Origin of the sequence: Sphingomonas trueperi (assembly GCF_011927635.1) — a bacterium.
Taxonomy (GTDB): domain Bacteria; phylum Pseudomonadota; class Alphaproteobacteria; order Sphingomonadales; family Sphingomonadaceae; genus Sphingomonas; species Sphingomonas trueperi.
In genome coordinates this window covers 59497-86474 of record NZ_JAATJB010000003.1, presented here as the reverse complement: position 1 = coordinate 86474, position 26978 = coordinate 59497, and the positions used below count along the sequence as shown (strand labels likewise).

At 68.5% G+C, this 26978-nt stretch carries 28 protein-coding genes, 1 tRNA gene, 1 pseudogene and 1 other annotated feature; of the genes and pseudogenes, 15 read left to right on the top strand and 15 right to left on the bottom strand.

The features are described 5' to 3' along the window. Positions 1-192 precede the first annotated feature (192 nt). From GGR89_RS06205 to GGR89_RS06175, 8 genes and pseudogenes are all read left to right on the top strand, one after another. The gene (locus tag GGR89_RS06205; RefSeq protein WP_241217829.1) at positions 193-1266 is read left to right on the top strand and encodes a catalase family peroxidase; all 1074 of its coding nucleotides are present in this window, start codon (positions 193-195) and stop codon (positions 1264-1266) included. Next, positions 1263-1865: a cytochrome b gene (locus tag GGR89_RS06200; RefSeq protein ID WP_125973511.1), complete on the top strand. Its 603-nt coding sequence runs from the start codon at positions 1263-1265 to the stop codon at positions 1863-1865. The genes GGR89_RS06205 and GGR89_RS06200 overlap by 4 nt, the downstream gene beginning before the upstream one ends. Next, positions 1862-2752: a LysR substrate-binding domain-containing protein gene (locus GGR89_RS06195; RefSeq protein ID WP_125973513.1), complete on the top strand. Its 891-nt coding sequence runs from the start codon at positions 1862-1864 to the stop codon at positions 2750-2752. Before GGR89_RS06200 ends, GGR89_RS06195 begins: the two co-directional genes overlap by 4 nt. A gap of 205 nt (positions 2753-2957) precedes the next feature. Beyond that, on the top strand, positions 2958-4040 hold the full coding sequence (locus GGR89_RS06190) for a YeiH family protein (protein WP_241213296.1): 1083 nt from the start codon (positions 2958-2960) through the stop codon (positions 4038-4040). Between the two features lie 243 nt (positions 4041-4283). After that, positions 4284-4339 (top strand) — a sequence feature (sul1 is cis-regulatory element that is thought to sense ions involved in sulfur or methionine metabolism; They are found in Alphaproteobacteria). 57 nt (positions 4340-4396) lie between these two features. After that, positions 4397-5893, top strand: coding sequence for a SulP family inorganic anion transporter (locus GGR89_RS06185; protein ID WP_125973515.1), 1497 nt, complete (start codon positions 4397-4399; stop codon positions 5891-5893). Positions 5894-5962: 69 nt separating this feature from the next. Then, positions 5963-7870: a BCCT family transporter gene (locus tag GGR89_RS06180; RefSeq protein WP_125973517.1), complete on the top strand. Its 1908-nt coding sequence runs from the start codon at positions 5963-5965 to the stop codon at positions 7868-7870. Positions 7871-7907: 37 nt separating this feature from the next. Beyond that, positions 7908-8321, top strand: a pseudogene (locus GGR89_RS22765) (L,D-transpeptidase scaffold domain-containing protein); the annotation flags it as partial. Positions 8322-8425: 104 nt separating this feature from the next. Next, entirely contained in the window at positions 8426-9466 is a 1041-nt protein-coding gene (locus tag GGR89_RS06175) for a L,D-transpeptidase family protein (RefSeq protein ID WP_241217830.1), read from the top strand. 1 nt (position 9467) lies between these two features. On the opposite strand, the gene GGR89_RS06170 is transcribed toward GGR89_RS06175, so the two are convergent. The 9 genes from GGR89_RS06170 to GGR89_RS06130 form a co-directional block, all read right to left on the bottom strand. After that, positions 9468-10628 (bottom strand): cation:proton antiporter, encoded by a 1161-nt coding sequence (locus GGR89_RS06170; protein ID WP_342449836.1) that lies wholly within the window; start codon positions 10626-10628, stop codon positions 9468-9470. Positions 10629-10704: 76 nt separating this feature from the next. Further along, a complete protein-coding gene (locus tag GGR89_RS06165) occupies positions 10705-12270 on the bottom strand; it encodes a DUF389 domain-containing protein (protein WP_206434265.1) in 1566 nt (521 codons plus the stop codon). A gap of 72 nt (positions 12271-12342) precedes the next feature. Beyond that, positions 12343-13308 carry a serine hydrolase gene (locus GGR89_RS06160; protein ID WP_125973562.1) on the bottom strand — a complete coding sequence of 322 codons (966 nt, stop codon included), beginning with the start codon at positions 13306-13308 and terminating at the stop codon, positions 12343-12345. Between the two features lie 305 nt (positions 13309-13613). Continuing rightward, positions 13614-13904 (bottom strand): hypothetical protein, encoded by a 291-nt coding sequence (locus GGR89_RS06155; protein WP_125973519.1) that lies wholly within the window; start codon positions 13902-13904, stop codon positions 13614-13616. Positions 13905-14277: 373 nt separating this feature from the next. After that, positions 14278-14354, bottom strand: a tRNA-Arg gene (locus GGR89_RS06150). A gap of 34 nt (positions 14355-14388) precedes the next feature. Then, entirely contained in the window at positions 14389-14826 is a 438-nt protein-coding gene (locus tag GGR89_RS06145) for a DUF1178 family protein (RefSeq protein WP_125973521.1), read from the bottom strand. Beyond that, on the bottom strand, positions 14823-15647 hold the full coding sequence (locus tag GGR89_RS06140) for a carbon-nitrogen hydrolase family protein (protein ID WP_125973523.1): 825 nt from the start codon (positions 15645-15647) through the stop codon (positions 14823-14825). The genes GGR89_RS06145 and GGR89_RS06140 overlap by 4 nt, the downstream gene beginning before the upstream one ends. Next, positions 15644-15901, bottom strand: coding sequence for a glutaredoxin 3 (gene grxC / locus GGR89_RS06135; RefSeq protein ID WP_125973525.1), 258 nt, complete (start codon positions 15899-15901; stop codon positions 15644-15646). The genes GGR89_RS06140 and grxC overlap by 4 nt, the downstream gene beginning before the upstream one ends. Before the next feature lie 35 nt (positions 15902-15936). Further along, positions 15937-16668: a ComF family protein gene (locus GGR89_RS06130; protein ID WP_125973527.1), complete on the bottom strand. Its 732-nt coding sequence runs from the start codon at positions 16666-16668 to the stop codon at positions 15937-15939. 42 nt (positions 16669-16710) lie between these two features. Here GGR89_RS06130 and GGR89_RS06125 point away from each other — a divergent pair, with 42 nt between their 5' ends. Further along, positions 16711-17538: a methyltransferase domain-containing protein gene (locus GGR89_RS06125; RefSeq protein ID WP_125973529.1), complete on the top strand. Its 828-nt coding sequence runs from the start codon at positions 16711-16713 to the stop codon at positions 17536-17538. Positions 17539-17555: 17 nt separating this feature from the next. Next, positions 17556-18140 carry a class I SAM-dependent methyltransferase gene (locus GGR89_RS06120; RefSeq protein WP_241217831.1) on the top strand — a complete coding sequence of 195 codons (585 nt, stop codon included), beginning with the start codon at positions 17556-17558 and terminating at the stop codon, positions 18138-18140. A 358-nt stretch (positions 18141-18498) separates the two neighbouring features. On the opposite strand, the gene GGR89_RS06115 is transcribed toward GGR89_RS06120, so the two are convergent. Both GGR89_RS06115 and GGR89_RS06110 read right to left on the bottom strand, forming a co-directional pair. Next, entirely contained in the window at positions 18499-19638 is a 1140-nt protein-coding gene (locus tag GGR89_RS06115; protein ID WP_164542624.1) for an amidohydrolase family protein, read from the bottom strand. Between the two features lie 460 nt (positions 19639-20098). Beyond that, the gene (locus GGR89_RS06110) at positions 20099-20503 is read right to left on the bottom strand and encodes a (deoxy)nucleoside triphosphate pyrophosphohydrolase (protein WP_125973566.1); all 405 of its coding nucleotides are present in this window, start codon (positions 20501-20503) and stop codon (positions 20099-20101) included. A 94-nt stretch (positions 20504-20597) separates the two neighbouring features. Here GGR89_RS06110 and GGR89_RS06105 point away from each other — a divergent pair, with 94 nt between their 5' ends. The 3 genes from GGR89_RS06105 to GGR89_RS06095 all read left to right on the top strand — a co-directional run bounded on the left by GGR89_RS06105 (position 20598) and on the right by GGR89_RS06095 (position 21324). Continuing rightward, positions 20598-20783 carry a Flp family type IVb pilin gene (locus GGR89_RS06105; RefSeq protein WP_125973533.1) on the top strand — a complete coding sequence of 62 codons (186 nt, stop codon included), beginning with the start codon at positions 20598-20600 and terminating at the stop codon, positions 20781-20783. Positions 20784-20909: 126 nt separating this feature from the next. Then, complete coding sequence (locus GGR89_RS06100) at positions 20910-21077, top strand: Flp family type IVb pilin (protein ID WP_125973535.1); 168 nt, start codon at positions 20910-20912, stop codon at positions 21075-21077. 79 nt (positions 21078-21156) lie between these two features. Beyond that, on the top strand, positions 21157-21324 hold the full coding sequence (locus GGR89_RS06095; RefSeq protein ID WP_125973537.1) for a Flp family type IVb pilin: 168 nt from the start codon (positions 21157-21159) through the stop codon (positions 21322-21324). Between the two features lie 62 nt (positions 21325-21386). Here the strand turns inward: GGR89_RS06095 and GGR89_RS06090 are convergent, their stop codons facing one another. The 4 genes from GGR89_RS06090 to GGR89_RS06075 all read right to left on the bottom strand — a co-directional run bounded on the left by GGR89_RS06090 (position 21387) and on the right by GGR89_RS06075 (position 25248). Then, positions 21387-22334 carry an acetyl-CoA carboxylase carboxyltransferase subunit alpha gene (locus GGR89_RS06090; protein WP_125973539.1) on the bottom strand — a complete coding sequence of 316 codons (948 nt, stop codon included), beginning with the start codon at positions 22332-22334 and terminating at the stop codon, positions 21387-21389. A 64-nt stretch (positions 22335-22398) separates the two neighbouring features. Further along, positions 22399-23310, bottom strand: a complete 912-nt coding sequence (locus tag GGR89_RS06085) for a tyrosine-type recombinase/integrase (RefSeq protein ID WP_167712792.1) — start codon at positions 23308-23310, stop codon at positions 22399-22401. Beyond that, on the bottom strand, positions 23307-25130 hold the full coding sequence (locus GGR89_RS06080; protein WP_241218085.1) for a hypothetical protein: 1824 nt from the start codon (positions 25128-25130) through the stop codon (positions 23307-23309). The genes GGR89_RS06085 and GGR89_RS06080 overlap by 4 nt, the downstream gene beginning before the upstream one ends. Beyond that, a complete protein-coding gene (locus GGR89_RS06075; protein WP_164521922.1) occupies positions 25111-25248 on the bottom strand; it encodes a hypothetical protein in 138 nt (45 codons plus the stop codon). Before GGR89_RS06075 ends, GGR89_RS06080 begins: the two co-directional genes overlap by 20 nt. Before the next feature lie 74 nt (positions 25249-25322). Here GGR89_RS06075 and GGR89_RS06070 point away from each other — a divergent pair, with 74 nt between their 5' ends. Together GGR89_RS06070 and aroB are read left to right on the top strand one after the other, a co-directional pair. Beyond that, the gene (locus GGR89_RS06070) at positions 25323-25862 is read left to right on the top strand and encodes a shikimate kinase (protein WP_125978324.1); all 540 of its coding nucleotides are present in this window, start codon (positions 25323-25325) and stop codon (positions 25860-25862) included. Beyond that, a complete protein-coding gene (gene aroB / locus GGR89_RS06065) occupies positions 25859-26956 on the top strand; it encodes a 3-dehydroquinate synthase (RefSeq protein ID WP_125978322.1) in 1098 nt (365 codons plus the stop codon). The genes GGR89_RS06070 and aroB overlap by 4 nt, the downstream gene beginning before the upstream one ends. The last annotated feature ends 22 nt before the right edge of the window (positions 26957-26978 follow it).

Here is a 26978-nt window from a genome sequence, read left to right as displayed (position 1 = left end):
CAACGCCGGTATCAGCGGCTGAACTTCAGCGATCATCTCCGCGCTGACCGACATCGACACCATCCTAGGCGCGAGACGCGCGAGGCGCGCCATTATTCCAGTGTCTAATTTTTTCTTCCGGACTGCGGGAATATTGCCGGCGCTGCGTCGTCTACTCCCGCGACATCAGTTTGAACCGGAATCGATATGCCCATGTTCGACCGGCGCACGATAAGCGCCTTCGCCCTGATCGGCGCAACCGTGCTGGCACTGCTCACGGGCTTTGCCTGGGCGGCCGGCTGGCTGGGCCCCCGTCGCATCAGCGGCGGCGACATCACGACCGCACTCGAGGCGAATAGCGGCGGCGTGAAGCCCGGCTATCGTCGCGCCCATGCCAAGGGACTTTGCTTCACCGGCGATTTCGCGGCAAACGGCAGGGGCAGCGCCCTCAGCACGGCGCGAACGCTGCATGCCGGTACGCTACCGGTGCTCGGGCGCTTTTCGCTGGCAGGCGGCAATCCGCTGGCGGGCGACGGGCGCAACGTGTTCCATTCGATGGCGCTGCTGCTGAAGACGCCCGACGGGCAGGAATGGCGCATGGCGTTGGACCACACTCCGATCTTCCCGGTCGCCGATGTCGCTTCCTTCATCACGCTCCAACGCGCGACGACACCCGATCCGAAGACCGGCAAGCCCGATCCGGCCGTGCTCAAGGCCCTCCTGGCGGCGCATCCCGAAGTGAAGGCTTTCCAGGGCTATATGGCGAAGGCGGTGCTGCCGAACAGCTTCGCCAACGCGACCTATTACAGCATCAATGCCTTCCGCTTCACCGATGCCGGCGGGACGACACGCTTCGTCCGATGGCAGTTCGTGCCCGAGGCGCCGCTCGCCGGTCTCGACAAGCAGCACCTCGATCAACTCCCCCGCGACGCGCTGTTCCAGGAGATGATCGCCCGGACCGCCAAGGGACCGTCGCGCTGGCACCTGTTGCTGGTCGAGGCCAATCCGGGCGATGTGACCGACAAGGCCACGGTTGCCTGGCAGGGCCCGCACCGCACGATCGATGCCGGCACGCTGACGATCCGCGCCACCCAGCCGGAAGAGACCGGCAGCTGCCGCGACTTCAACTTCGACCCCACCATCCTGCCGGAGGGCATTGCCTTGTCCGACGATCCGCTGCTCGCCGCCCGCGCCAAGGGCTATTCCTCGTCCTTCACCCGCCGCGCCGCCGAAGGCCCACACCCCAGCGCCGTGGGGGAAGACCTGGCCAAGGGAGCGCAGCAATGACCCGCCTTTCGCCCGATTTTAACCCCGCCCTGCGCGTGCTGCACTGGCTGATGGCGGCGCTGGTGCTGGCGATGCTGTTCATCGGCGTCTTCATGGTTTCCACCAGCGGCCCGGCCTATGGGACGCTGCTCGCTCTGCACCGTCCGATCGGCATCGCCATTCTCGTCCTCGTGGTGCTGCGCCTGCCGCTGCGTCTCGCGACCGGCGCGCCCGCGCTGCCGGAGGATCTGGCGCCGCTGCAGAAGCGCATCGCCTGGGGATCGCATGTGCTGCTCTACGCCGCGCTGTTCGCCCTGCCGCTGATCGGCTGGGGCATGCTGTCCGCCGGCGGCTATCCCGTGCGACTGGGGGACGGCATCGTGCTGCCGCCGATCCTGCCGCATGACCTCGCGCTCTATGCGCTGCTGCGCGCGGTACACACCGCGATCGCGCTCGCCTTCTTCGCGCTGATCCTGCTCCACCTCGCTGCGGCACTGATGCACGGGCTGGTCCGGCGCGACGGCGTGCTGCGGAGCATGACCATCGGGCATCACCGATCGTCGCCCCCCTCGGCCGCCGACGATGACAAATCCGGAGAAACCGCTACGCTCCCGACATGACCCTCGAACAGCTTCGCATCTTCGTCGCAGTCGCCGAACGCGAGCATATGACGCGGGCGGCGGAGGCGGTGGGCGTCACCCAGTCCGCAGCGTCCGCCGCCATCGCCACGCTCGAGGCACGGCACGACATCAAGCTGTTCCACCGCGTCGGTCGCGGTATCGAGCTGACCGATGCAGGTCGTTTCTTCCTCGGCGAGGCGCGCGCCGTCCTCGCGCGGGCGGCAGAAGCAACGCTGGCGCTCGGCGAATATGCCGGGCTGAAGCGCGGCCATCTCCGGCTCGTCGCCAGCCAGACCATCGCCGCCTATTGGCTGCCCGCGCGGCTGGCCGCTTTCCACCGCCGCTATCCCGATATCGAATTGTCGGTCGCGATCGCCAATACCGAAGGCGCCGCGCGCAGCGTCCGCGATGGCGAGGCCGAACTGGGTTTCGTCGAAGGCATGGTCGACGATCCGTCGCTGGCCCACTGGGAGGTCGGCGAGGATCGCATGCTGCTGGTCAGCAGCAATCCTGCCGAGGCGATCACCAACGCCTGGCTGGCGGCCGCGCCCTGGGTGATGCGCGAGCCCGGCTCCGGCACCCGCTCGACCTTCGAAACCGCGATCCGCGATCGCGGGCTGGACCCGCACCACCTCAATGTCGTGCTGACCCTGCCTTCCAATGAATCGGTCCTCGCCGCTGTGCGCGCAGGGGTTGGCGCCGCGATGCTGTCGCAGCTCGTCGTCCTGCCGCTCCTGGAAGCACGCGCCTTGTTCGCCCTGCCCTTCGCGCTGCCGCCGCGCCGCTTCCATGGCCTGCGGCAGAAAGAACGGTATCGCAGCAAGGCCGCCGATGCATTGCTGGACGTCATTGCAAGCTTCGACGCGCAGCAGGACTGGGTGATCTGATCGCGAAAGGCGATCGGGCTGATCGCCGCAGCCCTTCGTCACTGAACGACATTCTCTGACTGCCGCGTGTAAACTGGTGCAACTCTGCCCAGCGTGACTGCCAAATTAGCCGGACCAACAACCAAAGACGATCAAAACCATATGAACTAATCGTTGGAATGATCGGTTGTGGCGCCGCATCTGTGTCTCAGCAAGGAGACACAATGTGACGACGCAGAGCCTGTCCCGCCGCCCATCGCTGCCCGGCAGCACGCTGCTGCCCGGCCTGGCGCTGTGCCTGACCGTCACCGGCGGCGCGTTCGTGCTGCAGCGGATCGAGGAATCGGTGTTCGGACGCGCCTGGCTGGAAGCGCTGGTTCTCGCGATCCTGATCGGCACCGCCGTGCGGACCGCCTGGACGCCGGACAAGCGCTGGTTCCCCGGCATCACGTTCAGTGCCAAGTTCCTGCTCGAACTCGCCGTCGTCCTGCTCGGCGCCTCGGTGAGCGCCGCGACGATCCTCGCCGCCGGGCCGGGCCTGCTGCTCGGCATCGCGGGCGTCGTCTGCGTGGCGATCGCCAGCAGCTATCTGATCGGCCGGATGCTGCGGCTGCCGAAGCGCATGGCACTGCTCGTCGCCTGCGGCAACTCGATCTGCGGCAACTCGGCCATTGCGGCGGTGGCGCCGGTGATCGGCGCGGACGGCGACGACGTCGCGGCCTCGATCGGCTTCACCGCCGTGCTGGGCGTGGTGGTCGTGCTCTCGCTGCCGCTGCTCGCCTTCGGCCTCCACCTGAGCGGCCACCAGTTCGGCGCGCTTGCCGGCCTCACCGTCTATGCCGTGCCGCAGGTGATCGCCGCCGCTGCGCCCGGTGGTGCCACCGCCGTCCAGATGGGTACGCTGATCAAGCTGGTGCGCGTGCTGATGCTCGGCCCGGTCTGCCTGATCCTTTCGCTGATCGCGCCCAAGCTGCGCGAGGAAGCCGATGAACTGCCCCCGCATGTCACCACCGGCGAACGCCCGGCGGCCGGGCGGCCGGCGCTGCACCATCTGGTGCCCTGGTTCATCCTCGGCTTCCTCGGCCTGGTCGGCCTCCGGTCCTTCGGCCTCATCCCGCATGCGGCCCTGGCCCCGGCGAACGAGGCCGCGACGCTGCTCACCGTCGTCTCGATGGCAGCGCTGGGCCTGGGAGTCGATGTCCGCACGGTGGCCCATGCCGGCGGCCGCGTGACCGCCGCGGTGGTCCTCTCGCTCCTCGTGCTCGGGGCGATCAGTCTCGGTCTGATCCACTTGCTCGGACTGGCCTGAATCCGCCGCGCTGCGGGCAAGCTTCTTGCTGTTCACCGACCGTATCGGCAGCGCGGCACTGGAAGCGGATATCGAGGCGTCGATCATCGGCACTCGGCAGACGCCAGGCGCGGGGTGGTCGAAGCACCCCTATCTGCCCTGAAGCGTCGTTCACCGCGGCGGCTGCCACCTGCGTCGAGGAGGCTTTCCTGTCGCGGGCCTGTTGCGTCCATCGCGCCGAGCACGTATGGGCCGTCGCATTCGCAAGGACCCGGTGCGATTCCGGGTGGCTATTCCGGCCGCCGATCCGCCGGATAACAACAAGCACCATTTCCGTCGGCGCTGCATTGCGCCCTGTGCCCTGTTGTGGATTTTCAATGACCTTCGATTTTACCGCGTACCGCCGCCAGTGGTTCACTGACGGCATTTCCGCTCGCCAAGACCTGCTTGCCGGCATCGTCGTCGCCCTGGCGCTGATCCCGGAAGCGATCGGCTTCTCCATCATCGCCGGCGTCGACCCGCGCGTGGGACTCTACGCTTCCGTCTCGATCGCAATGACCATCGCGCTCATCGGCGGGCGTCCCGGCATGATCTCGGCCGCGACGGCGGCGATCGCCGTTCTCGTCGGGCCGCTCGTGCGGAACCACGGCGTCGAATACCTCTTTGCGGCGACGATCCTGATGGGCCTGATCCAGGTCGCGGCCGGCATGCTGCGGCTCGATCTGGTCATGCAGTTCGTCTCGCGCTCGGTCATCACCGGCTTCGTCAACGCCCTCGCCATTCTGATTTTCCTGGCGCAGCTACCGCAGCTCACGGGTGTCGGCTGGGAGACCTATGCGATGGTCGCCGCCGGTCTCGCGATCCTCTACGGCCTCCCGCGCATCACCAAAGCGGTGCCGTCGCCGCTGATCGCCATTCTCGTCCTGAGCGCGATCAGCATCGCTCTCGCGCTGCCGGTCCATACGGTGGGCGACATGGGCAAGCTACCCCAGGGATTGCCGAGCTTCGCCCTGCCGCAGGTGCCGCTGACCCTGGAGACGCTGCGGATCATCCTGCCCTATGCGCTGACCATGGCGGCGGTGGGATTGCTCGAATCGCTGCTCACCGCGCAGATCGTGGACGACATGACCGACACCGACAGCGACAAGCGCCGGGAATGCGCAGGGCAAGGCGGCGCGAACATCGTCGCGGCCCTGTTCGGCGGCATGGGGGGCTGCGCGATGATCGGCCAATCCGTCATCAACGTCACGTCCGGGGGGCGTGGGCGCCTGTCCACCTTCGTGGCGGGCGCCTTCCTGCTCTTCCTCCTGGCCGTGCTGGGTCCCTATGTCGGGCGTGTGCCGATGCCGGCGCTGGTGGCGGTGATGATCATGGTGTCGATCGGGACGTTCAGCTGGAATTCGATTCCGAACCTTCGCCGCCACCCGCCGACCTCCTCCATCGTGATGCTCACCACGGTCGCGGTGGTCGTCGCGACGCACGATCTGTCGCTGGGCGTCCTCGCTGGCGTCCTGCTTTCCGGCATCTTCTTCGCCGGCAAGGTGCAGCGCATGTTCTCGGTGGAGCGGGATCTCTCCGCAGACGGGACGCGCGCCGTCTACCGGGTCTCGGGCGAAATCTTCTTCGCCTCGGTCAATCGCTTCACCCGCGCCTTCCAGGCGGAGGATCGCGCGGGCCAAGTGGTGATCGACGTGACGGCGGCCCATTTCTGGGACATCTCCGGCGTCGGCGCGCTCGACAAGATCGTCGCGCGGCTCCGTCGCGACGGCCGCGACGTCGAGGTGGTCGGCTATAACCATGCGAGCGCAGACATCGTCGATCGCTTCGCACTCCACGACAAGACCGGCGTCGAACTGGGGCTGGCGCCGCATTGAGCCCCCCGGGTGGCGCGCGACGGCAGTTGCGGCCACCTTTTCGCCCGATGGGCGTTCAGCCGTGCAATTATGCTGAAAAGTGCAATCAACCCTCGCGTGTTCTGGGGCGCCTCGGCGCTCATCCTGGCGCTACTCGGCGTCACCATCGCCATGCCCGGCAGTGCCGATCTCGCCTTCAAGGCGGCACAGGCCTGGACCATCGACACGTTCGGCTGGTTCTACATCGCCGCCGTCGCGGTGTTCCTCGTCGTCGTCCTCGCCCTCGGCTTCGGGCCGGCAGGCAAGCTGAAGCTGGGGCCGGACGATGCCGAGCCGGACTTCCCCTATCTCTCCTGGCTGGCAATGCTGTTCGCCGCTGGGATGGGCATCGGGCTGATGTATTTTGCCGTCGCCGAGCCGATCCAGCACTATATCTCGCCCCCGGAAGCCAAGAGCGGCACGATCGCCGCGGCGCGCGAGGCGATGGCGATCACCTTCCACCATTACGGCGTCCATGCCTGGGCGATCTACGCACTGGTCGGGCTGAGCCTTGCCTATTTCACCTATCGCAAGGATCTGCCGCTCACCCTGCGCTCGGGGCTGGCGCCGATCCTCGGCAAGCGCATCCACGGGCCGCTCGGCGACGCGATCGACATCTTTGCGGTGTGCGGCACAGTGTTCGGGGTCGCCACCTCGCTGGGCTTCGGCGTCTCGCAGATGACCGCAGGGCTGTCCTATATCTACGCGCTCCCCGATACGCTGACCGCCAAGATCGTCGTGATTATGCTGGTCATGGGGGCGGCGACGCTGTCGGTGCTGAGCGGGGCGGATCGCGGCATCCGGCGATTGTCCGAACTGAATCTCACCGTAGCCGTGCTGCTGATGCTGTTCGTGCTGGTACTCGGCCCCACGCTCTTCCTGCTGCGCGCGCTGGTGCAGAATTTCGGCCTGTATCTCGATCACTTCGTGATGCGCACGTTCACGATCTACGCCTATGAGCCGCGCGCCTGGATGGCGGACTGGACGCTGTTCTACTGGGCCTGGTGGATCGCCTGGTCGCCCTTCGTCGGGATGTTCATCGCGCGCATCTCGCGCGGGCGGACGATCCGCGAGTTCGTGATCGGCGTGCTGTTCGTGCCCACCGCCTTCACCTTCCTGTGGATGACCGTGTTCGGCAACACCGCGATCTCGCTGGACCTGGGCGCGGCGTCCGGCGGGATCGCGCAGGCGGTCCAGGCCAATCTCTCCACCGCGCTGTTCAAGTTCCTGGAATATCTGCCGGCGGCGAGCGTCACCTCCACCCTCGCCATCCTGCTCGTGGCGGTGTTCTTCGTCACCTCCGCCGACTCCGGCGCGTTGGTGATCGACACCCTGGCCTCCGGCGGCAAGGAAGATACGCCGCGCTGGCAGCGGATGTACTGGTGCGTGCTGCTGGGCGCGACGGCGACGCTGCTGCTCGTGGCGGGCGGGCTCGGCGCGCTCCAGGCGGCGACCCTGCTGGCGGCGCTGCCCTTCTGCTTCATCATGCTGCTGTTGGCGTATGGGCTGGTGCGCCAGACCAATGCCGATCTGGCCGGCGTGGCACTTTCGGACGATATGCCGGCAATCAGCGAGCGGCTGAAACGGCTGGTCGCCCCCGCACGGCGTGCTGAGATCCTCGGCCAGATGAACAGCAAGGGCAAGCCGGCCTTGCGCGCCGTCTACGAAGGCATGCAGGCGGAAGGCTGGACGGATCCTAGACTGGAGATCGAGGAGACGCAGCTGGCGCTCACCGTCGGTCAGCAGAGCGACAAGCCGTTTACCTATCGCATCTTCCCCCGCTCCCGCCCGCTCGCCGCCTATACCGCGCTGGAAGCCTCGGAAGCGCGGCGCAGCGTCGCCTGGACGCTGGCAGTGCAGACCAGCCAGGGCGCCCGCATGCGCGATATCACCGGTTTCTCCACCGAACAGATCACCGGCGATCTGCTCAACGAACTGGAGCGCTGGCGGACAAGCTGAGCGGAGCGATCGCAAGGCGCCAGGCGTTGGCAAGGACATGAACTTCGAGAGACCGCGTTTCCGTTGCCTGCTTGCGGCTTGCACCGCCCTGTCCTTTGCCGCTCCCGCCACCGCCGCGCAGGCCGATCAGCGCGACGCGGCACAGCCCGCCCCCGCTGCCACGGAAGCCTCGCTGCGTGCGCTGGCGACGGCGCCGGACATGCAACGCTTCTATGCGCGCGTCGGCTGGCACCTGGTCTGGACCGATGCGGCCGCGCAAGCGCTGCAGGAGGCCATCGCACGGCGCGCCGACCATGGGCTGGACCGACTGCAGCTCCTGCCCGAGCCCAGTTCGGCCGAAACCCCGGCGGCGCGCGACGTCGCGTTCACCCGCGCCGCGCTGCTCTACGCCGGTGCGCTGGCCAAGGGGGTGGTGGATCCCACGTCGCTGCATGCTGTCTACACGCTGCCCCGTCCCGACATCGACCTGACCGAGGGGCTGGCGAAGGCGCTCGACCGGCGACATCTGCAAGCTGGCTGGCCGGGCTCGCACCCGCCGACCCGGACTATGCACGCTTGTCCGAGGCGTATCGCGCCGCGGTCGCCGACCAGCACGCCGCCGGTGGGCGCGCAACGCCCATCACCGCTACGGGACTGGTCCGCCCGGGCGACCGCGACGATCAGGTGCCGGCCATCGCGCGGCAACTGGCCGCCGAGGGCTATCTGCTCGACCCGGTGGCCGGGCAGCCGCAGGCGACCGCCGCTCCCAACCTCTACACCGACGCAGTCGCCGATGCGGTGCGATCGCTCCAGCGCGACTATGGTCTGGCGGAGGACGGCGTGCTCGGGCCCCGGACCTTCGAGGTGCTAAACCTCGGCCCCGCAGACCGGGCCCGCGCGATCGCCGTCGCGCTGGAGCGGCTGCGCTGGCTGGCGCGCAATCCGCCGGGGACGCGCATCGACGTCAACATCGCGGCCGCGCACCTCTCTTATTACCGCAACGGCGTGCTGGTCGACAGCCGCAAGGTGATCGTCGGTAAGCCGGGCCGGGAGACGCCGCTCCTATCCTCGCCGATCTACCGCCTCGTCGCCAACCCGACCTGGACCATTCCCAAGTCCATCGAGAACAGCGAACTGGCGCATGTCGGCGCCGACTATCTCGCCAGCCACAACATGGTGCGCCGGGGCGGCTATATCGTCCAGCAGCCGGGGCCGGACAATGCGCTGGGCCTGGTCAAGTTCGACATGGTCAACGACCAGGCGATCTACCTCCACGATACCAGTGCGCCGGGCCTGTTCGAGCGCAGCCAGCGGCATCTCAGCCATGGCTGCGTGCGGGTGGAGGATGCGTTGGGCTTTGCGCAACTGCTCGCCGAGGACGAAGGCGTGGCCGATCGCTGGCAGGCGGCGAGCGCCAGCGGCGCGCAGACCTTCGTGCCGCTGCCGGTGCGCATTCCGGTGCGGCTGCTCTACCAGAACGCCTTTGTCGACGAGACGGGCCGGGTGACGGTCCGCACCGACCCCTATGACTGGAACGGCCCGGTGGCGCGGGCGCTCGGCTTCGACGACGGGGCGCACACCAGGACGCAGGCCGACGCGATCGACATCGGCCCCTGATTCAATGCTCGGCATCCGCCGCACCGGTCAGCTTCCAGCGACGGAGCAGCGGCGGCATGGTGAGGCCCTGTGCGAAGATCGAGAAGGCGACGACGCCGAAGGTGACCACGACGACCGCGCCGCGCTCGGCCACGTTCGCCGGCACCGCCAGCGCCAACGCAAGGCCCACCGCCCCGCGGAGCCCGCCCCACACGAGGACATGCTGGTAGGTGGCGGGCAGCCGCAGCCCGGTGCGCGCGAACAGCGCCGCCAGCGGATAGACCGCCGCCGCGCGGCCGAGCAGCGTCATCACGATCCCCGCGACCAGCGCGCCGCTCACCAGCGCGATCGGCTGGTGCGCCTCATGACTGCCGATCAGCAGGAACAGGCAGGAATTGGCGAGGAAGGCGGCATAGGCCCAGAAATCCTGGACATGCTGGCGCCCGGCGACCGAGATCGAGCCCTGCGGGCCGATCGCGCCGACGATGATCCCGGCAGCGAGCGCGGCGAACACGCCCGAGGCATGGACATGCTCGGCGAGCAGAAAGCTTGCCCAGGCGATGACGGTGGTCAGCGTCACCTCGACGAGATGGTCCTCGGTCCGCCCCGCCACCGTCAGCACCACGAAGGCAATCGCGGCGCCGATCGCCACGCCGCCGAACACCGTCCAGAGCAGCGACGTGGCAACGCCGCCGGCGCTGAGCCCGCCGCCCTCCGCCACCGCGATCAAGATCGCGAAGCCCACTGCGGCGACGCCGTCGTTGAGCAGGCTTTCCGATTCCACCACCATGCTCAGCCGCGGCTCGGCCTTCATCTCCTTGAAGGCGGCGATCACCGATACCGGGTCGGTCGCGGCGATCAGCACGCCGAAGAAGGCCGCGCCCAGCCAGCTCCAGCCAAGCAGCCAGTGCATGCCCGCCGTAACCAGCAGCGCCGAAATTGCGACGCCAAGGAACGCCAGCACGACGGTGAGCGGCAATTCCTCGCGAAAACGCTGCCAGCGCAGTTGCAAGGCGGCCTCGAAGATCAGCGGCGGCAGAAATATGTTGAAGATCAGTTCCCGCGACAGCGGCAGGTTGGCGCCCACCGGCAGGAAGGCGAGCGCGATCCCGGCGAGAACCAGCCCGGCGGTATAGGGCAGACCGATCCGCCGCGAGATCATCGCCACCAGCGACGCGACGATCAGCAGCGTGCCGAGTTCGGGAAGGCCGATTTCGTTCAGCGCGGGGACTCCTAGGGCGACTGGGCGGGCGGAAATCCTAGGGCAAAACCGGCGCGGGCACGAGGGTAAAGCGCTGCCCGGCCGCCGGGGCCGCGCTCGCGCCGACACCGGCACGGCGCAGTTGCTCGGCAATGGCGAGCGCACGTCGCTGCGTCAGGTTGGGTTTCGCCGGCGCAGTGCCCGTGGTCAGCCCCGGCACGCCAAGCGCACCGATGTTCCATCGCTTCGCCGCCCAGATCGACGCAGCGATAGCCTCGGTCGCTCGCGCGTCGAGGGTATCGACATTGTCCGCGAAGCCGATCTCCGGCAGCGGCCCCTGTGGCGGGACGATCGCCACCGTCCAGTCGCCCGCGCGCTGCGCCGCGCGCGTCTCCAGCATGCGGTAGGTCTCGATTCCCGCCCCAGGCAGCGGCGTCGCGGCGGCGGTGGCACGGTGATGGTCGCGATCGACGGTGACGTCGTCGGGCTTCAGGCCCGCGATCAGCGCCACCAGCTGCGCGATCTCGGTCGCGCGCTGGGTCTCCTGGGTCGACACCTCCCCTGCCCGCCGCAGTTCCTCGCGCTGTGCCGCCAGCGCGTCGGCGCCGGCACCGAGCAGCACCTGGTCGAGACTGAGGCGCACCGGGCGGCCGAGTTGCACGGCCATCGCCTTCTGCAGCGGTGCGGTCTTCTGCATCGCATCCTGGGGCGTGATCACCACGGCCCGGACGACAATCGGCTCGGCGGTGAAGTCCAGGTCAAGTTGCGTGACCCGCGCCTTGGCGCCGAACCGCTCGGTCAGCAGCGTTCGCGCCTGGGTGACCGCCACTGCCTCGCGACCGATGCGATTGAGCGAGATGCCGAGCGGGATCGCCATCGCGACGAAGACGAGCAGCAGGATCACCGTCTGGGTCCAGGTCTGGCGGCTGGAAAGATGGTGGCCGAAGCCATAGAAGCGCGCCATCGCCGTAGCCGAAAGCGCGATGGTGATGAAGTTGGTGACGAACAGCGCCAGCGCGCCCATCCCCACGGGCGCGTTCCAGGTCGCGATGCCATAGCCGACTACCGCCAGCGGCGGCATCAGCGCGGTGGCGATGGCCACGCCGACAATGGTTTCGCCGCGCCCGCGAATGATCGCATAGGTGCCCGCCAGCGCCGCGAACAACGCAACGGCCAGGTCGAACAGATTGGGCCGGGTGCGCGCGACAATCTCCGAGGTCGGCGCCTGCAGCGGCGAGATGGTGACGATCAGCGCGGTGAATGCGACCGCCGCGAACGCGCCGATCGCCAACGCCTTGAGCGACCGTCGCAGCTCGACGAAGTCGAACAATGCCAGGCTGAAGCCGAAGCCGAGGATCGGGTTCATCAACGGCGAGATCAGCATCGCGCCGATCACCACCGCCGGCGACGACAGCAGCAGCCCCAGCACCGCGATGCCGGCAGACATCATCGTCATGAACGCGAAGCGCCCCGACCAGCCGCTATCCTCCACGATCCGCGCGACGACCGCTTGATGGTCAATTGGCGCGACGATCGACTGGCGCCACCAACGGTACAGGGCGAGGTGTAACAGGCGCTCGCGAAGCCGGGCGCGGCGATCCTGTGCTTCGATGGCGTCGTCCAAGGCGGTCCTCGTCCCTTTTCTGTTGGTTGCGCGCAGGCTAGGCGAACTTTACCCGGAAAGCGAAGACGCGTCCTATTCCGCCGTGCGGATCACCGCGCGCGTCACGTCGCCCATCAGCCGCATCCGAACCGGGATCGGCTGGCGCGTGCTGGCGATCATCACCGCCACCGCGTAGCGGTGCCCGTTGGGCGCGGTGAGCAGGCCGACATCGTTATAGCCGGTGGCGAGCTTGCCCAGCTCCTGCCCCGTCCCCGTCTTGTGCGCCATTTTCCAGCCGGGCTGCAGGCCGGACTTCAGCCGCAACGGGCCCGTCTTGCTCGCCAGCATGATCCGGAACAGGCGATCGGTGGAGGTGCGGCCGAGCAGCTTGCCTTGTGCGAGCAGCGACAGGCCCAGCGTCACGCCGTTTGCGGTCGCGCCGTCATAGGGCGCGGCCAGATAGCGATCGAGTGCCCTGCGGCGCTCGGCCGCCGGCATCGCCGCGCGGGCCTTGAGAAAGCCCCAGCCGCCTGCCCATTCCTTCCGCCAGACCAGCCCGGCGGTCTTCGCCTGCAGCTCACGCTCGCCGGGGCCGAAGCCGACGCCGTCGACGCCTTTCTCCTTCAGCATGCGGCGGATGGCGGTGGGACCGCCGACCTTCCACAGCAGCACGTCGTTGCAGGTGTTATCGCTACGGGTCAGCGCGCACTCGAGCAGCGCGCCGACCGTGGTGCGATAGCCGTTCGGTCCGACCAGCGGGCGTATCGGCTGGTGGAAGACGGTGAGGTCGCTGCGCGTCACCGTCACCGGCGTGGCGAGCGTCATCCGAGCGTGATCGATCGCGTCGAACACCGCGATGGCCACCCACAGCTTGCTGACGCTCTGCTGCGGATGCGGTCGGTCTCCGTTCCATGCGACCATCCAGCCACGATCGACATCCCGTACCGAGATCGCCACCTGGCCGTGGAACCCTGCGCCGAGGGCCTGCACCGCATTGAGCAACGCCGCTGGGGGCTCGTCGGACCGCCTGGGCCTTGGCTTCGCAGCGGTCGCGTCGATCGGCGGCGCGACGAGCGTAGGGCGTGGCAGCGGCGGGGGCGGCGGCGCCTTCACGGTGGCGGATGGTGCCGCGGGGACGCAGGCGGCGAGCAGGACGACCGGCACGATGGATGCGCCGAGACGGGCGGCGGTGGCGATAAACGGCAAACAACTCTCCCTTTGCCAACCGCTTACAGGGGATGGCTGCGAGATGCAGGACGAAGCGCCTCGGTTCGTCGTCCAAGAGCCGTCATTCGTCGTCGCCGGTCGCGCGCAGCCGTGCGGTGACGGGCACCCCACGGGCTGTGGGCTTCCGCCGCGCAGCGTCAGGACGGCAAGATGGGTGTGTCGCCGAGCCGCTCCGCGCCAGAAAAGAGGCCTTCGAGCCTGCGTCGGAGATGCGCTGCGAATGCAGCATCGTGTCGGCGCGCAGGTGCGGCCTGCTCCATCAGCTCGTCGAACATCGCGTCGCGCACGCGGTCGATCGCGGCGGAAGGGAGAAGATTCGCCGCTTCGAGTTCCCGGCACAGCTGCAACAGCCCGGCGGCCGTCGCCAGCGCGCGGAAACCCGCAAGATTGAGCGAGTGGTGCAATTCGGTCTTGGAATCCTCTGCCATGGCGCTTCCCGGTTCTCTGCCGTGGATGATCGTGCGGCCCGCCACTTGCGGGAATGGCATTCCTCACATGCCGGGCCGAACCAAAGATACGCCCGACAACCAGTTGATGCCATTGCAGGAAGATAAATCCCGGGTGCACCCTGCGGAAGTCAGCACCCGCGCAGAGTTCAGCCACCCGCCAAGCAACCTGGTCCAGCGGGCGAGGCGGGACAAACCCTCTCGCGCGAGAAGCAGGACGGAACGTCTACTGCGCTGAAAACAGGATTTCCCGCTCGCACAACTCTGCACCACGACGCCCGACCGACCAAGAGTGCCGCCGCCCGACAGACGCGCGAGATCGTCCCTATCCAAAGACGATCAACAGCACGAAATGTGGTGACCCGGAGAGGATTCGAACCTCCGACCTCTCGATTAGGAATCGCTTGCTCTATCCTGCTGAGCTACCGGGCCACGCGGTCGCTCGTACCGACCCGATCGCGCGAAATCAATTGCGCGCCTCGGGCGGCACCACGGGTACCAGCAGCGGCGCGACCGGCACGCCTTCGTCGACCAGCGCCTTCGCCTCCGCAAGCGTCGCCTGGCCGTGGATCGGTGCCTCCGGCGCGTCTCCAAGATGCATCGCTCGCGCTTTTTCCGCAAACGCCCCGCCTACCCAGGTCGAAGTCTCGAGCTGCTTGGCCTGGAGCTGCGCCACGGCTGCAAGCGCGGCCTTGAACGCCGCCGGGGTGACCGGCGACGTTTCCGGCGACTGGTTGCCCTTGGCACCCACCGCCGGCGCCATCACCGCCTTGGTCACCGTAACGTCGCCGCAGAACGGGCAGGCGATCAGCCCTTGCGCACGCTGTTCCTCATAAGCGCTGCTGGACTTGAACCACGCCTCGAATACATGCTCCGCACCGCACTTCAGGTCGAAGACGATCACGCGACGATCGCCTCCGGAATGGCGCGGCGATGGCGCAGCACGGGCACCCGGGTCCGCACATCGTCCACCCGCGCGGCGTCGAGCTCGGTGAAGCCGAGCCCCGCCGCCTCCCCCATGTCCAGCAGCACGTCGCCCCAGGGATCGGTGGCGAGGCTGTGGCCATAGGTGGCGCGACCGTCCTGATGCTCGCCGGTCTGCGCCGCGGCAATGACGAACGCCGCCGCCTCGATCGCGCGGGCGCGCAGCAGCACGTGCCAGTGCGCCGCGCCGGTGGGCCGCGTGAACGCCGCCGGCACCGCGAGGATCGTCGCGCCCGCGTCGCTCATCGTGCGGAACAGGTCCGGGAATCGCAGGTCGTAGCAGATGGCGAGGCCGAGCTTGCCCAGCGGCGTGTCGACCACCACCGGCCCCGCCCCTGCCGTATAGCTGTTCGATTCGCGCCAGCTCTCGCCGGTCGGCAGATCGACGTCGAACAGATGCATCTTGTCGTAGCGCGCGCGGATCGCGCCGACGTCGTCGATCACGAAGGCGCGGTTGGCGAGCTTGCCGTCCTCGCGCAGCACCGCGAGGCTGCCCAGATGCACCCACATGCCGTGTCGCGCCGCTGCCTCGCGCACGGCGGAAAGTACACGATCGTCGCGCTCATGCGCATAGTGGCGTTGCGCGCGCTCGCGGTTGCCGTCGACCAGGCCGGACATTTCCGGCGTGAACAGCATCGCCGCCCCCCCCGCCTTGGCCTGCGCCACCGCCTCGACCAGCGTGGCCGCGTTCGCCGCGGGATCGATCCCGCTGGTCATCTGGAGCAGCGCGGCGCGGTTCATGCGGCGAGCAGCGGGTCCAGTCCGCCCTTGCGATCGAGCGCGGCGAGATCGTCCGACCCGCCGATATGCTGGCCGTCGATGAAGATCTGCGGCACCGTCGTGCGGCCGGGCGCGCGCTCCAGCATCTCCGCGCGCTTGGGCCCGCCCATGGTGATGTCATACTCCTCGAACGTCGCGCCCTTGGCGGTGAGGAGCTGCTTGGCGCGCGTGCAATAGGGGCAGAACGCCTTGGTGTAGATTTCGACCTTTGCCATAATGCCTCCTGAGGTGTGCGCGGGCCCCCGGCTTGTCAATCCATGGCATCCTCGGCGAGGACGCGTGCCCAGCAAAGAACCACAACGCGCGAAGCACCGCCGCGTTTGAGCAGCCGGGCGCAGGCATCGCCCGTCGCACCGCTGGTGTGGACGTCGTCGACCAGCAGCACCGTCTTTCCCGCCAGCCGCGCCCGCGCCTCAGGCGCCAGCGCGAAGGCGCCCGCGACCACCTTGGCCCGCGCCCGCCGGCCCAGCCCCTGGAGCTTGGGCGTCGCCTTCACCCGGCGCAGCAGGTCGGTCTCGACCGGCAGCCCGTGCCGCTTCGCCACGCCCCGCGCGATCAGCACCGCCTGGTTGAACCCGCGCGACCAGAGCCGCCAGCGATGGAGCGGCACCGGCACCACCAGATCGGCGCCCTCGGGCACCAGCCGCGCCATCGCCCGCGCCATCGTCTCCGCCACCGCCAGCCGCCCGCCATATTTGAGCTTGAGCGCCAGCCGCCGCGCGACCTCGCCATAGGCCACCGCCGCGCGCACCCCGTCATGCGGCGGCGGATGGGCGAGGCAGTCGCCGCACTGCGCCCCCGCCCCGCGGTCGTATTCGAACGGCAGGTGGCAGGTCGCGCACCAGGGTGGCCCCAGGAATTGCAGGCTGTCCCAGCAACTTGCGCAAAAGCGATGATCGGCCTCGACGATCGCGCCGCAGCCCGGGCAGCGCGGCGGCAGCGCCAGGTCGAGGATGCGGAGGAAAGGCGCGCGCGGATCCACGCCCCTCTTGTTCCAAGCCCCGCGCCGCTGCACAAGCGCGCCGTGTCCGACTCCGAAATCTTCGACCGCGCGCTGCGCCGCAAGCGCCGGGATCGCGCCGCCCGCAGCTATGAAAGCTTCCTGCGCGACCATATGCTCGACGGGCTGTACGAACGGCTGGAGGGCGTGAAGCGCGAGTTCCGCACCGTCCTCGACCTGGGCAGCGCCGACGGCAGCTTCGTCTGGCCCGGCGCCACCGTCACCCGGCTCGAGGCCGGCGCGACCTTCGCCGCGGCCAGCGGCGCGATCCATGCCGACGAGGACATGCACCCCTTTCCCGAGGCGCGCTTCGACCTGGTGATCTCCGCCGGCGTGCTCGACACGGTGAACGACGTGCCCGGTGCGCTCGCCCTCGCCCGCCGCGCGCTCAAGCCCGACGGGCTGTTCCTCGGCGCCTTTCTCGGCGCGGGCAGCCTCGCGACGCTGCGCGGCTGCCTGCTCGCCGCCGAGGCCGACCGGCCGGTGGCGCGCTTCCACCCGCAGATCGACGTGCGCGCCGCCGGGGACCTGCTGTCGCGCGCCGGCTTCACCCTGCCGGTGGCCGATGTGGAGACGCTGACGGTGCGCTATGGCGGCCTGGGCGGGTTGATCCGCGACCTGCGCGGCATGGCGGCGACCAATTTGCTTCCGAACACCCCGCCGCTCCGCCGCGAGACCCTGCTCGGCACCGCCGCCGCCTTCGCCGAGCGCGCCGATCCCGACGGCCGCACGCCCGAGAAATATTCGATCGTCTACCTGACCGGCTGGGCCCCCGACCCCTCGCAGCCCAAGCCGGCGCGCCCGGGCAGCGCGACGGCGTCGCTGGCCGACGCGCTCAAGCCCAAGGGCTAGCCGGCGGCGAGGCGTCGGTGACCAGCGACGACGCCTCGGCGGGCTGGGACGCCGTCGCCGAACGGTTCGCGGCGCTGCGCTCGGATGTCGGCAGCGACATCGTCCTCCACTGGTCCCGCCAGCTGCCGCGCGGCGGCGCGGTGCTCGATATCGGCTGCGGCACCGGGGTGCCGATCGGCACCTGCCTGGCGGCGCAGGGCTTCGCGCTGTTCGGCATCGACCCGGCGCCGCGGATGATCGCCGCCTTCCGCGACAATGTGCCCGAGGCGACCGCGGCCTGCGAGCCCGCGGAAACCAGCCGCTTCTTCGACCGCCGCTTCGACGGCGTGGTCGCGATCGGGCTGCTGTTCCTGCTGCCGGAGGCGGCGCAGGCGGCGGTGATCGCCCGGGTCGGCCCCGCGCTGCACCCCGGCGGCCGCTTCCTGTTCAGCGCCCCCCGCGAGCGCTGCGACTGGGAGGACAGCCTGACCGGACGGCGTTCGTGGTCGCTGGGGGAAGCGGGGTATGGGGCGCTGGTCGAAGCGGCGGGGTTGGAGATGGCGGGGTGCCATCGGGATGCTGGGGGCAACGACTATTTTGACGCTGTAGCGGTTGAGGCGTGAGGTTCGCCGTGACCGGTGTGTCAGCTTCCGCCCCCGACCAAGTATCGCCATTCCCCTTTGGTGGCGCGAACGGCCGGATCTGACGAAACCTGCCGAGCGCGCGTCTAGACCCGCCGGACGGCAGCCGATCCACATTGCCGTTGAGTCGATCACCACGGGTTTTTAAAACCGGGCATTTAAGGATTGCGGACAGTCCCGTTTTTCCATCTCCGATGCGCAGTTTCGGGAAAACACAATCGGGAACAGGATTCGGGAAAGCTCAGCCTGTCATCCTCGTGCCTACGCGCTGTCACTGCGCGTCTCGCAATAAATTCCCAATTGGGAAGGTGTACGGGCCGCGCAGCTTGATCAAGGACAGTCACGGTTTCGGTGCGTCGCGGGAAACGATGCGACCGCCCTGCATGACCCAGACGATCGACCGGGTGTTCGAGATCGACTTGCGAGGATCGGCGGAAAGCAGCACGAGATCCGCGCGCCGGCCTGCCTCAACGATCCCCACGTCGCTTCGATGGAGGGCCTCAGCCGCGTTTGCTCCGGTCATGCGCAGGATCTGATTGGGCGTCAGGCCAGCTTCCGCGAGCAGTTCGAACTCCTGATGCAGCCCTTCGCCGGGTGCGATCCACTCGTTCGTCAGGTCGGTGCCGCTCACCAGCAGCACGCCCCCGTCGCTCATCCGCTTAATCCAAGCCGAGAGCTTTGGCCTTGCTGCCTGCCAACGTCGATAATCATCAGCGTTCCAGTCCGCGGTGGCATCGCCGCATCGTTCCCAGTCGCTGCGAAGCTCGGGGAACGCGCGCAGGAAGGGGTTTCGGCGGAAACGGCCATCCGCAGGTTTCGAGAATTTGCCGTCATAGGCGATCAGCGTTACGTCGACCGACACCCGTTTGTGTGCCAGCGCTGCGACGAGTTGGCGTTGCTCGATCCCGTTCGGGTCGAATGCTTCAAGCCAGTCGATGCGAGAACGAAAGCCGCCGCGCCCCTTGATGGCGGCGGTGTAGGCGGCTCGCCGGTTCGCCGGGAGGTCGTCGATCGACCAGTCGAGGCTATGCGCCAGATGATCGACGCCGAGGTCCACACCCTGCGCCCAAGTCGTTCGTTGCAGATGCCCGATGACCGGGATGCGATGGCGGTGGGCCTCGTCAATGACGACGGCCACCTGCTCCGGTTTCAGCCGGGCATAGACTTTGAAGTAATCCGGTCGAGAGGGAAGCGCATCACGCATGACTTGGCGTAACTGAGGGGCCGTCAACGATGCATCGTTTATGAGTTCGGCGGACGCGATCGCGCGCGGTCCCCGCACGATGCCAGCGTTCAGATCGTCGCGTAGCTTCAAGCCCTCAACCGTCGGTGTCGCAGGGCTGCGAACCATCGTGATGCCAAAGTCGATCTGCCTGGACAGAGCCTTTTCAGACAAGGCGCGGTCGAACTGCGGTGCCGCGTCTCCCGACGAGCATCTTGGAAACAGGAGATGGGCGTGCATGTCGATGAAGCCCGGCAACAGGAACCTGCCCCGTCCGTTTGTAAACGCCGCATTTCGCGGAAGCGGACCGATCGAACGGCCAACACTGACGATGCGCCCATCTCTCACGAGTACGCGCGCATCGGTTAGCGCATTACTTCCACGGCCATCGAGGACAGTCACATGGTCGATGACAGTGCTGCCGTCACCAGTCTCTGCCTCCCCGGTTGCACATGACGCCAGCGCCAGACCGATCAATGCAGCGATACAGCGACGTCGAAGCATGGTCCCCGTGGATACTGGCAGTGAGCGAACCGATACATGGCAGCCAAACGCCAGCCTCGTCCATGTTTCAAGTGCCAATGAATTTCCCAAAAAACCATCCTTTTCGGGTCAATTGCAAATGGCGGCTTTCAGATGAACCCACCGTTCGGCGAGGCGGCTGCGGATGGCAGGTTCGTCCCAAAGTCAGACGCCACGCTAGCCGCCGACAGCCTCCCTAAACCGCCTCACCCCGAAGCAACGGCGCCAGCACCTCCAGGAACGGCAGGTCCGCCGGCGGCATCGGCAGACGCCGCAGCGCCGCCATGTCCGCCCAAGCGAGCGCGCTGGCGTGGCGTGCTTCGGGCACGCCCTCCCAGCGATCCAGCCGGTAGAGCAGCAGCACCAGATGCCGGTCGGCGAGCGGCGCGCTGGCGAAGGTCAGCGGCACCAGCGCGGCGGGGTCGACGGTGACGCCCAGTTCCTCGTCCAGCTCGCGGGCGAGCGCGGCCTCGGGGGTTTCGCCGGGCTCGATCTTGCCGCCGGGAAATTCCCACAGGCCGGCCAGCGCGGTGCCCTCCGGGCGCTGCTGCACCAGCACCCGCCCGCCCTTGATCATCGCCGCTGCCACCACCAGCAGCATCGGCCGTGCCTCGCGCACCACCCCTGACTCGCTAATCACTTCGCAACCAAATCCTGACAGAATTCCCGCGTTTATTGACTGAGACTGGTTGTCGATGCGAGCCCTGATCCATGCCCTGCGCGCGCTTTCCCGTGCCGATCGCGGCGCCACCGCCGTCGAATATGGGCTGATCATCGCGATGATCGTGCTGGCGATGGTCGGCGCGCTCAGCCTTTTCGGCAATACCGCGACGTCGATGTGGAACAACGTTTCCCAGCAGGTGCAGGACGCCGGTCACTAAGCCGCGTAAACCATTCGGTAAGCTTGCGATTTAGCCGGTTCTTAACCCCTCTTCTCTAGGGTCTTCTGGTCGCGTCGGATCCCCGACGGGCCGGTGTTTGAAGTTTCTGGGACGATGGAGACGGCTATGCTTAACATTCGCAAGTTCATCAAGAATTCCAAGGCCGCCACGGCCATCGAGTACGGCCTGATCGCCGCGCTGATCGCCGTTGCCGCGATCGCTGCGATGAAGGGTCTGGGCAGCAGCCTAAACAACACCTTCACCAACGTCAGCTCGAACATGAAGGCTTCGTAAGCCCGGGTTTCGACGACGAGGGGACGGAGGCGCTGCCGGGCATCTCCGTCCGTACGGGTTTGAAGAAGGAGGGCTTCGGATGAAGACGCTTCGCAAGCTGGTGGCGAACCGCAAGGGCGCGACCGCGATCGAATATGGCCTGATCGCCGCCCTGATCGCCGTCGCGGCGATCGCCGCGATGCAGGGGCTGGGCTCCAGCCTCAACAACACCTTCACCAATGTCAGCACGAACATGAAGGCGTCGTAAGCCGACTTGTTCCTGCCGGTTGAAGAAAGGGGCTGCGCACCGCGTCGGCCCCTTTTCCGTTTTCAGAGGCGGCCCATCGCCAGGAACTTGGCGCGGCGGGCCTGGCGCAGCGACTCGGGCGACATCGTCGCGAGATCGGCCAGCGCCTTCTCGATCGCATCGCCCAGCGCCTGCACGGCCTGACCCGGTGCGCGATGCGCCCCGCCCAGCGGCTCGGGCACGATGCCGTCGATCACCTTGAGTTCCTTCAGGTGCTGCGCGGTGACCTTCATTGCCTCGGCGGCGTCGGCGGCCTTGTCGGCGGTGCGCCACAGGATCGAGGCGCAGCCCTCCGGCGAGATCACCGAATAGACCGCATGCTCCATCATCAGCACCTGGTTGCCCGCGGCCAGCGCCACCGCGCCGCCCGAGCCGCCCTCGCCGAGAATCGAGGCGACCAGCGGCACGCCGAGCGACAGGCAGGTCTCGGTCGAGCGCGCGATCGCCTCGGCCTGGCCGCGCTCCTCGGCCTGGACGCCCGGAAAGGCGCCCGAGGTGTCGACCAGCGTGATCACCGGGATGCCGAACCGATCGGCGAGCTTCATCAGGCGGATCGCCTTGCGATAGCCCTCGGGCTTGCCCATGCCGAAATTATGCTTGAGCCGGCTGGCGGTGTCGTCGCCCTTCTCATGGCCGATCACCATCACCCGGCGGCCGCGGAACCGGCCGAGCCCGCCGATGATCGCGGCGTCGTCGGCAAAGGCGCGGTCGCCGCCCAGCGGCATGAAGTCTTCGATCAGGCCCGCAACATAGTGCTTGAAATGCGGGCGCTCGGGATGGCGGGCGACCTGCGTCTTCTGCCACGGTGTCAGCCTGGCATAGGTGTCGAGCAGCAGCTTGTCCGACTTGGCCTGGAGCGGGGCGATCTCGGCGGCGATGTCCACGTCGCCGCCCTGGGCGGCGCTACGCAGCTCGTCGATCTTGCCCTGGAGCTCGGCGATCGGCTTCTCGAAGTCGAGGAATGTCGTCATGCGCGCCGCGCTACCGGGCGCCGCGCTTCGCGTCAACGCAGGTGCGGAATCACGGGCCGGTCCCCTACCGGTTTCGGTGGGGCACTTGTGCCAGCGCCTCGCCCAGCGGGTGCCGGGCATTGACCAGCTCGACCAGCCGGCGGCTGTCGACATGGGTGTAGATCTCGGTCGTCGCGATATCGGCATGGCCGAGCATCGCCTGCAACGCGCGCAGGTCCGCCCCGCCCTCGAGCAGATGCGTCGCGAAGGCGTGGCGGAGGACGTGGGGGCTCGCGCGCTCGGGCGGAATGCCCGCCATCGCCGCCAGTGCCCGGACGATCTGGTAGAGCCGCACGCGCGTCAGGTGCTTCTTGCCCGAGGGGAAGAGCCAGGGGCTGTCCGGCGGCACCTGCCCGCGCCACAGCGCAACGGCGGCCCGCGCGCGATCGGAGATCGGCACCAGCCGCTCGCGCCCGCCCTTGCCCTTGAGGATCAGGAAGGGGCGATCGGGATGGATGGCATTCCGGGGAAGCGAGACGAGCTCGGTCGCGCGCAGCCCCGAGCCGTAGAGCAGCTCGATCAGCGCGGCGAGCCGCAGGTCGAGCGGATCGGGCGGCACCCGCGCCTGACGCTCGGCGATCGCCGCGAACATCGCGTCGACATCGCCGGTGCTGAGGATCTTGGGCAGCCGCCGCGCGGCACCGGGGCGCGGGAGGGCGGCGCCGGGATCGTCGGCACGATGCCCCTCCTCCGCCAGGAAGGCGAAGAAGCGGCGCAATGCCGAGGATTTGCGCGCCACCGTGGCGCGCGCGAGTTCCCCCCAGCCGCCGGCGAGCCGCTCGATCTCGGCGCGGCCTGCACCCGCCAAGTCACCGCCCAGTGCCTCGGAGGCGAGGCGGAGATCGGTGCCATAGGCCGCGATGGTGTTCGCCGCCGCGCCCGTCTCCGCGCGCAGCATTTCGAGGAAGCGCTCGATCAGGTCGCGATCGGCGCTCATTCGGCGCGGGTGACCGCCTCCACGGCGACCATCCGGGCATAATTGGCCATCCCCGCCGCGCGCATCGCCGCGACGATGTGGTAGAGCGCCTCGGGCGTCACCTGGTCCCAGCGCGGCGACTGCATGCCGACCCCGGCGAGAAGCGCGACCATGCCGGGCTGGTTGGCCGTGCCCGCGCGGTCGATCGCCTGAGTCCAGGCGTTGACGCCGCCGATGGCGACCTTGGTCGCCTCGGCCCCGCGCTGCGCGTCGGTCGAGGAAAGTCGCCCGAGACCCGCAAGCCCGGCGAGCAGCATCGCCGCCTTGCGTGGGCTGGCGGCCCCTGCATATCGCTCAAAATCGCTATAGCCGATCGGCCCGCCCGCATCGGCGAGTGCGAGCAGTGCCCAGCCCTCGCTGCCCGGCGCGACCACGCCGCGCCACTGCAGCGCTGCCGAATCATAGCCGGCGGAGAGCATCGCCGCGATCAGCCGGTCGGGCTCGGCCGCGTTTTTGTTCGCCGGGATCCAGGCGGCCGCCTTGGCGGTGAGCACCAGCCGGGCATAGCGCAGCCGCGGGCTTTCGGCGGCATCCCACAGGCTCTTCATCGCCTGCACCCGCTCGGCGGCCGAGCCGGTATAGGCGCCGCGCAGGTCGCGCACCGTCTTCTGCAGCGGATCGGGAACGTCGCTCGCCTGGTCGAGCTCGGCATAGAGATCGACCAGCGCCGCATTGGAGAGCACCCCCGCCGCCGCCGCCAGCTCGGCCGCGCCGGCGCGGTTGACCGGCGCCACCGCGGGCGACAGCGCCTGCCAGTAGCGGAACTCCGGCCCCACCGTGGCGAACAGATTGTCGGGGATGTCCACCCCGGCCGCGGTTGCCATGCCGAAGCGCCAGGCCGAGAGCGCCGGCACGCCGACCCAGTCGATCGTCACCGCGCGGCGCGAATCGATGCCCATGCCCACCACCTTGGTGGCGAGCAGCGTATCGAGGTCGTTGCGCGGCTTGCCCTTGCTTGCGGCATCGAGCCGCTGGTCGGCCTCGCTCGGCTTGCCGGCGAGCCCCGCGCAGATCGCCTGCGCCAGCGCCCAGCCGCGATCGGGAATGTTCGACGCCGCATCGTCGACGATCGGGCACACCGCCGCCGGATCCCCGGTCGCCAGCGCGACCTGCATCGCGACGCGGTCAAGCGCATTGGTATAGTCGTCGATATCGACATAGCTGACGAGGCCGCGCGCCGCCGTCGCCTCGCCCATGCGGAGGAGAAGCCAGGCGCGCTCGGCGGCATAATCGGCGCCGTCGATCCCGCTCGGGGTATCGAGCGGCGACATCAGCGCGCGGCGCAGCGCGATCGACACCCAGCGCGAGGCGACCGGCGCGTCGAGCCGGCGCATCAGCGTCACCTGGGTGGCACCCGCCACGTCGCCGAACGCATCGGCCGGAAACGGCGCATTGCCTGCCGCCAGGATGCCGATGCGGTCGAGCGGCCGACGCACCCCCTTGGGCAGGTCATATTGCGAGAGATCGATCGCCGGCGCGACCGCCACGCTGGCGTTGCTCTCCTCGACGTCGAAGGCGTCGGGCCCCATGTCGCCGCCGACGGGCGCCACGTCACCGCTCGGCGACGGCGCTGTAACCGGCGCGGCGCTGGAGGACGGGCTCGGGGCCGGGCTCGGGCTCGGGCGCGGCGAAGGCTGCGGCCGCGGCGCCGGCTGGTCGAAGCCGGGCGGCAACAGCGATTCGGGCGCTTTCTGCTGCTGGCTGAACGCCGGAACCCCGATCGCCGCGAGCAGGGCCGCCGCGATCGCGAGCCGCGACGCCCTAGTTGGCGAGGTTTTCAAGCGCGACCGCCTTCTCCATGCGCACCGGCTCCTTGACGGTGTTGCGGCCGGCCAGCGCGAACATGCCGCCTACCAGAACCACCAAAATCACGAGCAACACGACAAGCATACGCGGCATGAAAAACAGTCCATTCCTTGAGCGGTACGGGCCTTTTGCCCGAGACGGTCCCTCGCTGTATAGCCCTTCGCACGATGTTACAAACGCATGCGCAATTGAACAGCTGGACCGGCAAGCCGATCGTATTGGTGGGGCTGATGGGTGCCGGCAAAACCACGGTAGGGCGCCGCCTCGCCCAGCGCCTGCGGCTTCCCTTCGTCGATGCCGATGCGGAAATCGAATCGGCGGCGGGCATGTCGGTCTCCGACATCTTCGCCAAATTCGGCGAACCGCATTTCCGCGACGGTGAACGGCGGGTGATCGCCCGACTGGTCGACGGCACGCCCAAGGTGATCGCCACCGGCGGCGGCGCGTTCATCAACGACGAGACGCGGGCGCTGATCCTCGACCAGGCGATTGCGATCTGGCTGGATGCCGAGCCTTCGGTGCTCGCCGATCGCGTGCGGCGGCGCGATACCCGCCCGCTGCTCCGCGGCAAGGACCCGCTGGCGACGCTTACCGAGCTCGCCAAGGTGCGAAACCCGTTTTACGCGCTTGCGCAGATCCGCGTCTCCAGCGTAGCCGCACCGCACGAAACCACCGTCGAAGCGATCCTGAAGGCCCTGCGCAAGTGACCACCATCCCCGTCGCCCTGGGCGCACGCAGCTATGACGTGCGCATCGAACCCGGCTTGCTCACGCGTGCGGGGGAAGTGCTCGCTCCGCTGTCGCGTGGTCGCGCGATGCCGATCATCACCGACACCAACCTGTCGGCGCACTGCGACACGCTGGTGTCCAGCCTCGCCGCGGCGGGCGTGACCGCGCCGGTGCTGACGCTGCCGGCGGGCGAGAGCACCAAGAGCTGGGCGCAACTCGAGTCGGTAACCGACTGGCTGCTCGAACAGGGCGTCGTCCGCAGCGACCAGGTGATCGCGCTGGGCGGCGGCGTGATCGGCGACCTGGTCGGCTTCGCGACGAGCATCCTCAAGCGCGGCTGCAATTTCGTCCAGATCCCCACCACGCTGCTCGCGCAGGTCGACAGCTCGGTGGGCGGCAAGACCGCGATCAATTCGCGCGCGGGCAAGAACCTGGTCGGCGCGTTCCACCAGCCTTCGGTGGTGCTGATCGACCCGCAGGTGCTGGACAGCCTGCCCCAGCGCGAGCTGCGCGCGGGCTATGCCGAAGTCGCGAAATACGGGCTGATCGACGATGCTGGCTTCTTCGCGTGGTGCGAGGACAATGCCGCCGCGCTGTTCGCGGGCGATCCGGCGGCGCGGGCGCATGCGATCGGCCATTCGGTGGCGGCCAAGGCGCGGATCGTCGCGGCGGACGAGCGCGAGACGACCGGCACGCGGGCGCTGCTCAACCTGGGCCACACCTTCGGCCATGCGCTGGAGGCCGAGACGGGCTTCTCCGACAAGCTGCTCCACGGCGAGGCGGTGGCCGCGGGGATGGCCCTGGCCTTCGCCTTCTCGGCCGAACAGGGACTGTGCCCGGCCGAGGATGCCGCGCGGGTGGCCGCGCATCTGCGGTCGGTGGGGCTGCCGGACGGGCTGACGGCGGCCGGCGTGACGGCGGACGGCGCGACGCTGGTCGGCCACATGCTCCACGACAAGAAGATGGAAGGCAGCACCCTGCCCTTCCTGCTCGCCCGCGGCATCGGGCAGACGTACCTGGACAAGACCGTGGACCTGGCCAAGGTCGCAGCGTTTTTGGACGGAGTTCGGTGAAACGATCTTAAGCCCCTCCTCC